The following is a 13,488-nucleotide window of genomic DNA, read 5'->3' as shown; positions in this document are numbered from 1 at the left end:
GTCGTGGCAATTTCTTGCTCTGACGCCTGCGGGACTTGCGCTCCCGCCCAGCCTAAGTCAGTCTGCCGCACTGCAGCACGGCGGAGAGGTTCGCTGGACGGGGAGAGTCAGATTTGGCGAGAGGGCCAAGCGCGCAGGGTCTCTACGACCCCCGCAACGAGCATGACTCGTGCGGGATGGGGTTTGTCGCCCATGTAAAGGGCGGGCGCTCCAACGCGATTATTTCGCAGGGCCTCCAGATTCTTGCCAATCTCGATCATCGCGGCGGCGTCGGCGCCGACCCGCTGATGGGCGACGGGGCAGGGTGCCTCATCCAGATTCCCGACGCCTTGTTTCGCGACTGGGCAGAGAAGAACCGGCTCAGCCTGCCGCGGCCGGGCGACTATGCGGTGGCGATGTGCTTCCTGCCGCGCGACGAGGCGAGTCGACAGGCGGCGATCGAGCGGTTCGAGCGGTTCATCCGGATCGAGGGGCAGGTGCTGGTCGGTTGGCGCGACGTGCCGACCGACACCACCGGGCTTGGCGAAGCGGTGCTTGCTTCGGTGCCCGTCATCGCCCAGGCGGTGGTCGCGCGCGGCCCCAACGTCCGTGATCAGGACGCCTTCGAGCGCAAGATCCTCGCGATCCGCAAGCAGACCCAGAACCCGCTGGAGGCCGAGGCGCTGAAGCGTGACCTGCCGGGCCTGCCCGACTTCTACATGGTGTCCTTCTCCAGCCGGACTTTGGTTTACAAGGGCATGCTGCTGGCGACGCAGGTGGGGACCTTCTACACGGACCTCACCAACCCGCTGACGACATCGGCGCTGGCGATGGTCCACCAGCGTTTCTCGACCAACACCTTCCCGAGCTGGCGGCTGGCGCATCCTTATCGATTCATCGCGCACAATGGCGAGATCAACACGGTGCGCGGCAACGTGAACTGGATGAACGCGCGCCGCCGCACGCTCGAATCGCCGCTGATCGGCGCCGATCTCGACAAGATGTGGCCGATCATCCCGCACGGCCAGTCGGACACCGCCTGCCTCGATAATGCGCTCGAGCTGCTGATCGCCGGCGGCTATTCGCTGCCGCATGCGGTGATGCTGCTGATCCCGGAGGCGTGGTCCGACACGCGGATGGAGCCCAAGCGCCGCGCTTTCTACGAATATCATGCCGCCCTGATGGAGCCGTGGGACGGCCCCGCCGCGATCGCCTTTACCGACGGCCGCCAGATCGGCGCGACGCTCGACCGCAACGGTCTGAGGCCCGCGCGCTTCCTCGTCACCGAAGACGATCTCGTCGTCATGGCCTCGGAGTCGGGCGTGCTGCCGATCCCCGAGGAGAGGATCGTCCGCAAGTGGCGGCTCCAGCCCGGCAAGATGCTGCTCATCGATCTGGAAGAGGGCCGGATGGTCGAGGACGCCGAGGTGAAGGCCGCGCTCGCCGGGGCCGAGCCTTATGGCGACTGGCTGGCCGAGACCCAGTTCGATTTGAAGGACCTGCCCCCCGGCTGCAATCCGCTCCGCCGCCCGCCCGACGATGACGTCTTCCGCCGCACCCAGATGAGCTTCGGCTACACCGACGAGGATCTGAAATTCTTCCTCGCGCCGATGGCGAACCTGGCGGATGACCCGGTTGGCTCGATGGGCACGGACACGGCGCCGGCCGTCCTGTCGGACCGCGCGCGGCTGCTCTACGATTACTTCAAGCAGAACTTCGCGCAGGTCACCAATCCGGCGATCGATCCGATCCGCGAGAGTCTGGTGATGAGCCTGGTGACCATGATCGGCCCGCGGCCGAATCTGCTCGGCCATCAGGCCGGCACGCACAAGCGGCTGGAGGCGTCGCAGCCGATCCTCACCAACGCGGATCTGGAGAAGATCCGCTCGATCCAGGAAACCCTCGACGGCGCCTTCCGCACGCTCACCCTCGACGCCACCTGGCCGAAGGGTGGCGACGCCCAGTCGCTCGAGGCCGCGCTCCAGCGCCTCTGCTGGGAAGCGACCGAGGCGGTGCTCGCCGACATCAACGTGCTGATCCTCTCCGACCGCGCGGCGGGAGCGGACCGCATTCCGATCCCGGCGGCGCTCGCCACCGGCGCGGTCCACCACCACCTGATCCGCCAGGGCCTCAGGATGCAGACCGGCCTCGTCGTCGAGACCGGCGAGGCGCGCGAGGTCCACCATATGTGCGTGCTCGCCGGCTACGGGGCGGAGGCGATCAACCCGTGGCTCGCCTTCGACACGATCGACGACCTCGTCGCGCAGGGGAAGGTGAAGGCGCCGGAGCAGGCGCAGGCCAACTACATCAAGGCGCTCGGCAAGGGCATGCTGAAGGTGATGTCCAAAATGGGCATCTCGACCTTCCAATCCTATTGCGGCGCGCAGATCTTCGATTCCATCGGCCTCGCCCAGACGCTGGTCGACCGCTATTTCACCGGCACCGCGACGACGATCGAGGGGCTGGATCTTGCCGAGCTGGCCGAGGAAACCGCCCGTCGCCACCGGTCTGCCTGGGGCAGCCAGGACGATGTCCTCGACCTCGGCGGTCTCTACGGCCAGCGCATCGGCGGCGAGGAGCATGGCTGGACCTATGACAGCATCGCCAATCTCCAGCATGCGGTCCGCGGCAACCTGCCCGACAAATATCGCGCCTTCGCCGACGAGTTGAATGCGCGCAGCCGCCGCCTGCTCACCATCCGCGGCCTGCTCGATTTCAAGCCTGCCGGCCCCCCCATCCCGATCGAGGCGGTCGAGCCGGCGAGCGAGATCGTCAAGCGCTTCGCCACCGGCGCGATGAGCTTCGGCTCGATCAGCCGCGAGGCGCACACCACGCTCGCCATCGCGATGAACCGGATAGGCGGCAAGTCGAACACCGGCGAGGGCGGCGAGGAGGTCGATCGCTTCACCCCGTTGCCCAATGGCGATTCCCTGCGCTCGGCGATCAAGCAGGTCGCCTCGGGCCGCTTCGGCGTCACCGCGGAATATCTGGTCAATGCCGATGATCTCCAGATCAAGGTCGCGCAAGGCGCCAAGCCGGGCGAGGGCGGCCAGCTCCCCGGCCACAAGGTCGACAGGCATATCGCCAGCGTCCGCCATTCGACCCCCGGCGTCGGCCTGATCTCGCCGCCGCCGCACCACGACATCTATTCGATCGAGGACCTCGCCCAGCTCATCCACGATCTGCGCTCGGTCAATCCGCCCGCGCGCATTTCGGTCAAGCTGGTCTCCGAGGTCGGCGTCGGCACGGTCGCGGCGGGCGTCGCCAAGTGCATGGCCGATCACGTCACCATCGCCGGCTATGAGGGCGGCACCGGCGCCTCGCCGCTGACCTCGCTGACCCATGCGGGCCTCCCCTGGGAGATCGGCCTTGCCGAGACCCAGCAGACGCTTGTCCTCAACGGCCTGCGTGATCGCATCGTCGTCCAGGCCGATGGTGGCCTGCGCACCGGCCGCGACGTCGCGGTCGCCGCGATGCTCGGCGCAGACGAGTTCGGCTTCGCCACCGCGCCGCTGATCGCCGCCGGCTGCATCATGATGCGCAAATGCCATCTCAACACCTGTCCCGTCGGCGTCGCGACCCAGGACCCGGTGCTGCGCGCCCGCTTCACCGGCACGCCCGAACATGTGATCAACTATTTCTTCTACGTCGCCGAGGAGCTGCGCGAGATCATGGCGGGCCTCGGCGTCGCCGAGCTCGACGACCTGATCGGCCGCTCGGACCTCCTCGTTGCCGCCGAGGCGGACGCGCACTGGAAGGCGAAGGGCGTCGATCTCGAGAAGCTCCTCCACCGCCCGGCGGGCGAAGGCGACCGCCGCGCCACGCAGCGCATCACCCGCGACGCCGGGACGCCGATCGACCGCCACCTGATCAAGGCGCTGGACGGCCCACTTCCGGTCCGCGTCGAACGGCGGATTACCAACGTCGACCGCTCCTGCGGCGCGCTCGCCTCGGGCGAAATCGCCCGCCGTCACGGCCATAGCGGCCTGCCCGGCGACAGCCTCCACGCCGTCCTCACCGGCACCGCCGGGCAGAGCTTCGGCGCGTTCCTCGCGCGCGGCCTCACGCTGGAATTGATCGGCGACGCCAACGACTATGCCGGCAAGGGCCTCAGCGGCGGCACCCTCATCGTCCGCCCGCCCGACGCCGCGCCGCGCGAGGCGGCCGCCAACATCGTCGTCGGCAACACCTGCCTCTACGGCGCGATCGAAGGCGAGGCCTTCTTCTCCGGCGTCGCCGGCGAGCGCTTCGCGGTGCGCAATTCCGGCGCCGTCGCGGTGGTCGAGGGCACCGGCGACCACGGCTGCGAATATATGACCGGCGGCCTCGTTGTCGTGCTGGGCAGCGTCGGCCGCAACTTCGCTGCCGGTATGTCGGGCGGCGTCGCCTGGGTCTGGGATCCCGACGGCCAGCTCGAGGCGCAGAGCAATCTCGCCGGGATCGAGCTGGAGAGCGTCGAGGACAAAGAGCGCCTGCGCGAACTCGTCCAGCGCCACCACGATCTGACGGGCAGCCGACGCGCCGCCGATCTGCTCGCCAACTGGACCGCCGCGCTCGGCCAGTTCGTCCAGGTCATGCCGATCGAATATCGCCGCGCGCTGGCCGAACTCGCCACGATGGAGGCGGCGGAATGACGCGCGCTGTCCTCTTCCTCGTCATTGCGAGCGAAGCGAAGCAATCCAGAGCGGCGGCGATGCAGTCTGGATTGCTTCGTCACTACGCTCCTCGCAATGACGGCCGTGGGGAGGCGGCGGAATAATGGCGAACCCGACCGGCTTCCTGGAGATCGCCCGCAGCGACCGCGCCTACCGCCCGGTCGCGGAGCGCCTCAAGCATTGGGACGAGTTCGTCGAACCGCTCGCTGCGGACGCCACGCGCAAACAAGCCGAGCGCTGCATGGATTGCGGCATTCCCTTCTGCCACTCCGGCTGCCCGGTGAACAACCTGATCCCGGACTGGAATGACCTCGTCAGCCGCGACCAGTGGAAGGCCGCGCTGGAGCGGCTCCACAGCACCAACAATTTCCCCGAATTCACCGGCCGCGTCTGCCCGGCGCCCTGCGAGGCGAGCTGCACGCTGAACCTCAACGACGATCCGGTCACGATCAAGTCGATCGAATGCGAGATCGTCGACCGCGGCTGGCGCGAAGGCTGGATCACTCCGCAAAATGCCGACCGGGGCACCGGCAAGCGCATCGCCGTCGTCGGCTCCGGCCCGGCCGGCCTCGCCTGCGCGCAGCAGCTCGCCCGCATGGGCCATTCGCCGACCGTGTTCGAGAAGTCGGACCGGGTCGGCGGCCTGCTCCGCTACGGGATCCCCGACTTCAAGATGGCCAAGGACCTGATCGACCACCGCATCACCCAGATGGAGATCGAGGGCGTCATCTTCCGCCCGCATATCGAGGTCGGCGTCACCGTCTCGGTCGACCGGCTGATGGATGATTACGACGTGATGGTCCTGGCCGGCGGCGCCGAGCAGCCGCGCGACCTGCCCGTGCCCGGCCGCGAACTGGACGGCGTTCACTACGCAATGGACTATCTGACCCAGTCCAACCGCCGCGTCGCCGGCCTGCCCGAGGCGAACGCGCCGATCCTCGCCACGGGCAAACATGTCATCGTGATCGGCGGCGGCGACACCGGCTCCGATTGCATCGGCACCGCCAACCGCCAGGGCGCCGCCTCGGTCACCCAGCTCGAAATCCTGCCCGAGCCGCCGCTCAAGGAGGACAAGGCGCTCACCTGGCCGTTATGGCCGATGAAGCTGCGCACCTCCTCGTCGCAGGAGGAGGGCGCCGAGCGCGAATTCTCCGTCGTCACCTCCCGCCTCGACGGCGAGGATGGCCGCGTCACTACCCTGGTCTGCGAACAGGACGGCAAGGAAATCGTGCTGAAGGCCGACCTCGTCCTCCTCGCCATGGGCTTCACCGGCACACCGAAGCCCGGCATCGCCACCCGGGCCGGCGTCGACCTCACTCCTCGCGACACCGTTTCGACCGACCTCGGCCGCTACGAAACCTCCCGGGCCAACATCTACGCTTGCGGTGACATCCGCCGCGGGCAGAGCCTCGTCGTCTGGGCGATCCGCGAAGGCCGCGAATGCGCGGCGGCAGTCCATGCGCATCTGATGGCAGAGGCGATCACCGCCTAGCGGCGTCCGCCTGCATTTACGGTCCGGCATCCAAGGTCCCGGCAACCGTCTGACCTCCACCCAAATGACTCACGCGTCGCTCCCGCCGGACGCGCGAGACAGGTCGCGCCAAGCCAACGGTCGAGGCCGGCCAACGCGTAGCGCGATCGAACTGTGACAAAAGCGCTACAGCTAAGTTGCATAATAAGACTCGAAGATAACTTTCATTGTACGACGAATTATCGTTGGTTAGCCAAGTCCAGTGAGGTCGGCGGGAAACCGACTCGCAAAACGCTTCGCCAGATGAGCTACAAAACAGCGACGACGAAGTGAGGTGAGGAAGCGGCTTTGCCGCATTGCTAGGGGGCTTCGTATGAGGACGAATCTTCGTCGCCATCTTCTTGCTTCGACACTCTTGCTTGGGTTCGCCGGCGCCGCCTCGCCGGGATACGCCCAGGAAACCACCGACATCGCTCCGCCCGCACCCGAAGTCGGTGCCGGACCGGAAGACGAGATCGTCGTCACGGGCACCTTGTTCCGGACCCAGGTGACGCCGTCTCCGGTGACCGTCGTTACCAGCGACGATCTCGACCGGCGCGGCATCAACACGGTCCAGGACGCGATCCAGCAGCTCACGTCCAACAACGGTCCGGCGCTCACCAATTCCTTCACCGCCAACGGCGCCTTCGCCGCCGGCGCGTCCGCCGCGTCCCTGCGTGGCCTCTCGACCAACTCCACGCTGGTCCTGTTCGACGGCCAGCGCGCCGCTTACTATCCGCTGGCGGACGACGGCTCCCGCAACTTCGTCGACCTCAACACCATCCCCGACGACATTATCGAGCGGATCGAGGTGCTGCGCGACGGCGCGTCGTCGACCTATGGCGCCGACGCGATCGCGGGCGTGATCAACATCATCACCCGGCGTGAGTTCCAGGGCGTGCGGGCCCGCGGCGAGGCGGGCATCTCGCAGGACGGCGACGCTGCCAATTACCGTCTGAGCTTGACCGCCGGCATCGGCGATCTCGCGAGCCAGGGGTTCAATGCCTATCTGAGCGGCTTCTATTACCGCTCCGAGGCGGTCTACAACCGCGAGCTCCCATATCCGTTCAACACCGACGATCAGACCGCGATCTGCTTCGAGGGCGAATGCGGTCCCAACAACATCGTCAACTCGCGGGATCCCGAAAGCGGTCAGCTCGAAGGCTTCCTGGTCGGATATGACGTCTATGTCCGGCCCTACACCGGCACGAACGCGACGATCCCCGGCAGCCGGTACGAGCTGCTGAATCCGGCGGCCGGCTGCCAATATGGCCCCGGCTACAACCTGACGCCGGAGGAGATCGCGAACGCCGCCAATGCGGTGGCCCCCATCAACACCCCGGTCTGTACGGTGGACATCACCAATCGCTATGGCGTGGTGGCGCCGAACATCGAGCGGTTCGGCGGGTCTGGCCGGTTCACGGTCCAGGTCGGCGATTCGTCCGAAGCCTATCTGATGGTCAATTTCCAGCAGAGCACCGTGAACTTCACCGGCGCGCCGCCGGTGTTCCGCGGCCAGGCGAATGCAGGCATCCTGTTCCGGCCGTTCTCGACGGCCGCCGGTCCGTCGGCGGCACTGGCGCCGGGATCCTTCGCACTGACCCTGCCGGTCTACGTGTGCCCGAACGGCGTCGGCGACGCGCGCGGCACCAATACTGGTTGCGATGCCACCAACGGCGTTCTCAATCCGAACAATCCGTTCGCGGCGCAGGGCCAGGTCGCCCGCATTCTCGGCCGGCCGATCCAGGACCCCGTGTATAACGAGACCCGCAGTCGCGTGTATCGCGCGGCGTTCGGCATTTCCGGCACGTTGTGGGACAATTGGGACTACAGCGTCGAAGCGACGGCAATGCACAACGACCTGCGTCGCCTCCAGCAAGGTTATGTCTACATCGCCAACATGCTGACCGCGATCGCGCAGGGCACGTTCAACTTCGTGAATCCCGAGCTCAACGATCAGGACATCCTGGATTTCGTCTCCCCCGACAATGTCACCAATGCCTCGTCCGATCTCTATGCGGCCCAGGTCAATCTCAGCACTGCGCTGGCCGACTTGCCCGGCGGCCCGCTCGAGCTCGGCTTCGGTGCGCAAATCCGGTACGAGGCGGTGGACGCGCCCAGCGCCAACCCCGACACGGATGGCCCGACACAGCGCTATTTCACGCTGAACGCGTTCGGCACCTCGGGCAACCGCACGGTCTATTCGGCTTTTGCGGAGGTCAACGCGCCGATCATCGAGCAGGTCGAGGTGAACGTCTCCGGCCGCTACGACCGTTACTCGAGCGGACAGGACTCCTTCTCGCCGAAGGCCGGCATCATCTTCCGGCCGATTCCGGAGATCACGCTGCGCGGCACCTATTCACGCGGCTTCCGCATCCCGTCGTTCGGCGAGGCCAATGCGTTGCCGACCACCGGCTTCGTCACCGTGTCGACCTCGACCCTGCCGAACTCGTTCCTTTCGCAATACGGGCCGGACTGCCGGAGCGACAATCCGGACGGGTGCCCGGCCTATATCACCAATTACTCGCGCGGCCTGACGACGCTGGCCTCGCCGGATCTGGAGCCGGAAAAGTCGCGCAGCTTCACGTTGGGCGCGATCTTCCGGCCGATCCCGAACGTGACGCTCTCGGTCGACTACTACAACATCCGCAAGACGGGGGCGATCACGTCGGCGCCGATCGGTCCGGCGCTGGACGCCTATTTTGCCGGGCAGCCGATCCCGGACGGTTACAATGTGATCCCGGATGCGCCGGATCCCAACTTCCCCGATGCGTTGCCGCGCCCGGCCTTCGTCGAATCGCAGCTGGTGAACGCCAACACGATCAAGTCGGAAGGCCTCGACTTCGCTGCCAATGCGAATTTCGAGCTGGCGCCGGGGCTCAGGTGGCGGACCAATGCGGAGGCGAGCTATATCCTGGAGCTCAGCACGACCTTCCCGGACGGGACGAAGCAGGACTATGAAGGCACGCTCGGCAACTTTGCCCTGACGGCCGGCTCGGGCACGCCGCGCTGGCGGGGCAGCTGGGTGAACTCGCTGGAATATAACGAGTTCACCCTCACCGGGATCGTCAACTGGTTCGGCGGTTATGATCTGTCGGCCGAGGACGAGACCGGTCCCGACACGGCGGGCGATTGCGGCCTGTCCCCTGGCTACACGCCCTGCCGTGTCGATGACTACGTCACCCTCGATCTCACCGGCCAGTTCCAGCTCAACGATCAGTTCACCTTCTACGTGAACGTGCTCAACGTGCTGGACGACCTGCCGCCGATCGACCCGGTCACCTATGGCGCGCATCTCTACAATGCCGTCCAGGGGGGAACGGGCATCTTCGGCCGTGCCTTCCGGGCCGGAGTACGGGTGGACTTCTAGGTCCCTTCGCGACTGCAACTCCAGGGGCGGCCTTCGGGTCGCCCCTTTTTCATCCGCGACACGGAGGGATCACGATAAGGATCGGCAGTCGTTCGGCGCCCGCTCGCCGCGGAACCGCGCGTCGATCCAGTCGAGCGTCGTGCGGACCTCGGTCCGAGCCACTGTCGCGTGCTCGCCTCCAGGGACGGAAATGAAGCGCACTGTCTTGCCGCTTGCGCAGGCGCGCCAGACGAAGTCGAGCGTCACCGCCGGCGCGACGATCGTGTCGGCGGTGCCCTGGACGACCATGAGCGGAGACGGCACGGCCCGCGGCGATACGCTGTTCTCCCGCATCAGCGCACCCCAGGGCTGGGTCCGGGCCAGATCGACGCCCCGGATCGCCTGCCGCGCGACGGCAATGCCGATGATCGTGCCGAGCCGCGGCCGTCCACTGACCTCGATGCAGTTGTTGTCGGCGAGCCGGATAATGACGTTCTGGGTCGACCGCCGGCCGAAGGCGGTCAGCGGCGCGCCGAAGTGCCGCGACCAGCTCGTCGCGGTGAAGGCGGTCAGCATCGCCCGCGCATTCTGGTCGCTGCCGTCCGCGAAATTGCGGGCGAGGTCGGTCGGCGGCACGATCGCGGCGACGCCGACGAGGTCGAGATCCGGCGCATAGCTGCGCGCCAGCTGGCCGCTCCACAGCGCCGCATGGCCGCCCTGGGATTCGCCCCACAGCGCAAAGCGGCGCGACGCCGCCGCCTCACGAATGCCGCCCGCGGCGCGCACCGCGTCGAGCACCGAATGGGCGGTGCTGGTCCCGACCAGGAACGGGTGCATTCCCTCCGAACCGAGCCCCGGATAATCCGGCGCGACCACCGTATAGCCCCGCCGAAGCACGTCGCTCAGCGTCGGTATCATCGTGAAGTTGAGCTCGCCGATCGACGGTGCACAGCGCGATGCGACGCCGAGCGCGCCATGGGTCCAGGCGATCACCGGTCGCGGCTCGCGCCCCGGCCGTCCGCGCGGTGCGATCACCATGCCGGTCACCTGGATCGGCCGGCCGCGATCGCTCGTGGTCCAGTAGCGTATCCTCCAGGCCCGCATGCCCGCCGGCGCCTCGCGCGCCGACTGCGCGTCGATCAGCGTCCCGGCACGCTGGGCGAGCGCAGCCCCGGGCAGCGCGATCATTGCCGCGACGGCGGCCAGCATGATGGTCAGGGTCTTGAGAGCCCCCCGCATAGGCGCAACCTTATCGCAAAGGACGACGGCGCGACAGACCGCACTTTCCGCAGGGCCGGAGGCGGCGGAGGTGTTCAGGCCCGATCCATCCGTCGGCAGTCATCAGCAGCATGGACAGAAGCTCGGAAGAAGCGGTGGCGCGAGAGAAGCCGAACAGAAGAGGGGTGCGATGATCGGGGCCGCACTCGGCGAGGACGGTCCGATCGAGTGGGCCTCGGCGGGCCTGTTCGCGATCGCGGCCCTGACGATTGTACTCCGATGGCGACACCTGGCCGATCTTGGCTGGCTTCGCTTCTACGCTGCCGTTCTCGCGGCGATTTGCTGCCTGTCCGAGCTGAGCTTCGGCGCCCGCCTGTTCGGATGGTCGATGCCCGCGATGCGCGGCGGCGGCGAACTGGACGGTGCGCACGACCTGGTGCTGCTCGCCTGGCGCGCGGTCTCGATGTCGCCGCTGTATCTGGCCTTGGCTGGCTTCGCGTCGGCGCTGGCGGGTGGCATCGGCGCACGGCTTGTCGTCCGGGCCGGAGTCACCGTTCAGGGCCTGGTTCATTGGGTGGCAACCGATCGTCGCCGCGCGCTCGTCGCCCTCGCTTCGGCCGCGCTGGCCATCGCACTGGCCTGTGACCTGCTGGAACGACCGCGCACGCGGCTGATTGAGGAGCCGCTGGAGCTGCTCGGCGCGGCCCTGCTGGCGCTGGCGTCCTGGTCGTCCGCGCACCCGGTCGGTCGGCGGCAGGGGAGGCTCGCGCTCCGGCGCTCGGGTTGACGATGTCACGGCCAGCCGGGTGTGCTAGAGCTCCCGGAAATAGCGGGCGACCGGCCATCGTTCGAAGCCGCTCCGCTCATAGGCCGCGCGCGACGGGGCATGGCCGGGATCGTCGCCCGTTTCGACCATCGCGATCCTCATCCCGGCGTCCCGCATGTGGTCGAGAGCCCGTTCGAGCAGCGCCCGTGCGAGCCCCTGCCGTTGCCGGTCCGGATCGACGGCAAGGATATAGACTTCGCCCATATGATCTTCGGGATGCAGGCGAACGCCGACCCAGCCGAGCACTGCCCTGTCGTCGCATGCCACCCACACGCACCGACCTTCGGCATCGAGGAACCGCCCGATGTCGGCGGTCTGCCGTGCCCCCCATCCGTCCGGATAGAAGGTGTGGTAGACGTAGGGCGGCACGGCCGGCTCCAGCTGCGCGAACACCGGTGCCCAGGATCGCAGGGACAGGGCGAGGACCTCTGCTCGATACGTCTCGTCATAAGGCAGGATTCTGAAGCTCATGATCGTCTCCGGCGCGTGTCCGCATGGTGCGGCGCTTTAGCGGAATGCGCAGGTGTGGAAAGTTTGATGGGGATGAGCGCCGCGATATCGGGGCGGGGAGGATTGTTGGATACAAATAGGATTTCGCCTGTCACCTTGGCGGGATGACGCCCGCAACCTGTCTTGCACCGAAGTCACGGCTCATCCCGAGCTTTCATCCACCCGCGGGAGGCCGGATTTTTCGCCCAGGGAAGCTGAACCTTATGAAACTTCCGCCGAACTTTTCGGCTTGCGCCTGGACCGCACGCTGGCCAGAGGCGGTGACGCCATGACCGATTTCTACCGCATCCGCCGCCTGCCGCCCTATGTCTTCGCCGAAGTCAATGCGATGAAGGCGGCGGCGCGGGCGCGGGGCGAGGACATCATCGATCTCGGCATGGGCAATCCGGACGGCGCGCCGCCCGCGCATGTCGTCGAGAAGCTGGCCGAGGTCGCCCGCAATCCACGCGCCCACGGCTATTCGGCCTCCAGGGGCATTGCCGGCCTCCGCCGCGCGCAAGCCGCCTATTACCAGCGCCGTTTCGGCGTGGATCTCGACCCCGACAGTGAGGTGATCGTGACGCTGGGGTCGAAGGAGGGCCTCGCCAATCTCGCCCAGGCGATCACCGCGCCGGGTGACGTCGTGCTCGCGCCCAATCCCTCCTATCCGATCCACCAGTTCGGCTTCATCATCGCGGGCGCCGCGATCCGCTCGATCCCCGCCGCGCCGGGGCCGGATTTCTTCACCCAGCTGGAACGGGCGGTGCGCTACACCGTGCCGACGCCGAAAGTGCTGGTGATCGGCTATCCGTCCAACCCGACAGCCTATGTCGCGGACATCGATTTCTACCGGCAGGTCGTCGATTTCGCGAAGGCGCATGGCCTCTGGGTCATCTCCGACCTTGCTTATGCCGAAATCTACTATGGCGACGTGCCGACGCCCTCGATCCTCCAGGTGCCGGGCGCGAAGGAGGTGGCGGTCGAGTTCACCTCGATGTCCAAGACCTATTCGATGGCCGGCTGGCGGATCGGCTTCGCGGTCGGCAATCCGGCGCTGATCGGCGCGCTCGGCCGGGTGAAATCCTATCTCGACTATGGCGCGTTCACGCCGATCCAGGCGGCGGCCGCCGCCGCGCTCAACGGGCCGCAGGACATCGTCGAGGCCAACCGCAAGCTCTACAAGAGCCGGCGCGACTGCCTCGTCGAATGTTTCGGCCGGGCCGGCTGGGACGTGCCGCCGCCCGAGGCCAGCATGTTCGCCTGGGTGCCGATCCCGGAGGCGTGGCGCAGGCACGGCTCGCTCGAATTCTCCAAGCAGCTGCTCTCGAAAGCCGGCGTTGCGGTCGCGCCCGGTTCCGGCTTCGGCGAGGAAGGGGAAGGCTATGTTCGCATCGCCCTCGTCGAGAACGAGCAGCGCATCCGACAGGCGGCACGCGGCGTGAAGAAGTTCCTGGCCGGCTAG

7 protein-coding genes are annotated in these 13,488 nt (G+C 67.2%); 5 read left to right on the top strand and 2 right to left on the bottom strand.

Annotation, left to right across the window (positions count from 1 at the left end):
• The first annotated feature begins 113 nt into the window (after positions 1 to 113).
• From gltB to RCO27_RS04195, 3 genes are all read left to right on the top strand, one after another.
• Entirely contained in the window at positions 114 to 4,613 is a 4,500-nt protein-coding gene (gltB, locus tag RCO27_RS04205; protein ID WP_309001380.1) for a glutamate synthase large subunit, read from the top strand.
• Between the two features lie 124 nt (positions 4,614 to 4,737).
• A complete protein-coding gene (locus tag RCO27_RS04200; protein WP_309001379.1) occupies positions 4,738 to 6,126 on the top strand; it encodes a glutamate synthase subunit beta in 1,389 nt (462 codons plus the stop codon).
• Positions 6,127 to 6,478: 352 nt separating this feature from the next.
• Positions 6,479 to 9,514, top strand: coding sequence for a TonB-dependent receptor plug domain-containing protein (locus RCO27_RS04195; RefSeq protein ID WP_374990353.1), 3,036 nt, complete (start codon positions 6,479 to 6,481; stop codon positions 9,512 to 9,514).
• Between the two features lie 69 nt (positions 9,515 to 9,583).
• Here RCO27_RS04195 and RCO27_RS04190 read toward each other — a convergent pair whose 3' ends face one another.
• Positions 9,584 to 10,732, bottom strand: a complete 1,149-nt coding sequence (locus tag RCO27_RS04190; protein WP_309001377.1) for an alpha/beta fold hydrolase — start codon at positions 10,730 to 10,732, stop codon at positions 9,584 to 9,586.
• A 169-nt stretch (positions 10,733 to 10,901) separates the two neighbouring features.
• Here RCO27_RS04190 and RCO27_RS04185 point away from each other — a divergent pair, with 169 nt between their 5' ends.
• Positions 10,902 to 11,498 carry a hypothetical protein gene (locus RCO27_RS04185; protein ID WP_309001376.1) on the top strand — a complete coding sequence of 199 codons (597 nt, stop codon included), beginning with the start codon at positions 10,902 to 10,904 and terminating at the stop codon, positions 11,496 to 11,498.
• 24 nt (positions 11,499 to 11,522) lie between these two features.
• Here RCO27_RS04185 and RCO27_RS04180 read toward each other — a convergent pair whose 3' ends face one another.
• Positions 11,523 to 12,008, bottom strand: a complete 486-nt coding sequence (locus tag RCO27_RS04180; protein ID WP_309001375.1) for a GNAT family N-acetyltransferase — start codon at positions 12,006 to 12,008, stop codon at positions 11,523 to 11,525.
• A gap of 307 nt (positions 12,009 to 12,315) precedes the next feature.
• On the opposite strand from RCO27_RS04180, the gene RCO27_RS04175 reads away from it, so the two are divergent.
• Complete coding sequence (locus RCO27_RS04175; protein WP_309001374.1) at positions 12,316 to 13,488, top strand: LL-diaminopimelate aminotransferase; 1,173 nt, start codon at positions 12,316 to 12,318, stop codon at positions 13,486 to 13,488.

It is taken from the genome of Sphingosinicella sp. LHD-64 (assembly GCF_031157375.1).
Lineage (GTDB): Bacteria > Pseudomonadota > Alphaproteobacteria > Sphingomonadales > Sphingomonadaceae > Allosphingosinicella.
Note: the sequence above shows the minus strand (reverse complement) of the source record. Positions and strands in the feature narration are given on the sequence as shown.

Bases quoted from the DNA above. Each gene is read 5' to 3' on its own strand.
- RCO27_RS04190 (WP_309001377.1), bottom strand. From the start codon at position 10,732: ATGCGGGGGGCTCTCAAGACCCTGACCATCATGCTGGCCGCCGTCGCG.
- RCO27_RS04185 (WP_309001376.1), top strand. From the start codon at position 10,902: ATGATCGGGGCCGCACTCGGCGAGGACGGTCCGATCGAGTGGGCCTCG.
- RCO27_RS04180 (WP_309001375.1), bottom strand. From the start codon at position 12,008: ATGAGCTTCAGAATCCTGCCTTATGACGAGACGTATCGAGCAGAGGTC.
- RCO27_RS04195 (WP_374990353.1), top strand. From the start codon at position 6,479: ATGAGGACGAATCTTCGTCGCCATCTTCTTGCTTCGACACTCTTGCTT.
- RCO27_RS04175 (WP_309001374.1), top strand. From the start codon at position 12,316: ATGACCGATTTCTACCGCATCCGCCGCCTGCCGCCCTATGTCTTCGCC.
- RCO27_RS04200 (WP_309001379.1), top strand. From the start codon at position 4,738: ATGGCGAACCCGACCGGCTTCCTGGAGATCGCCCGCAGCGACCGCGCC.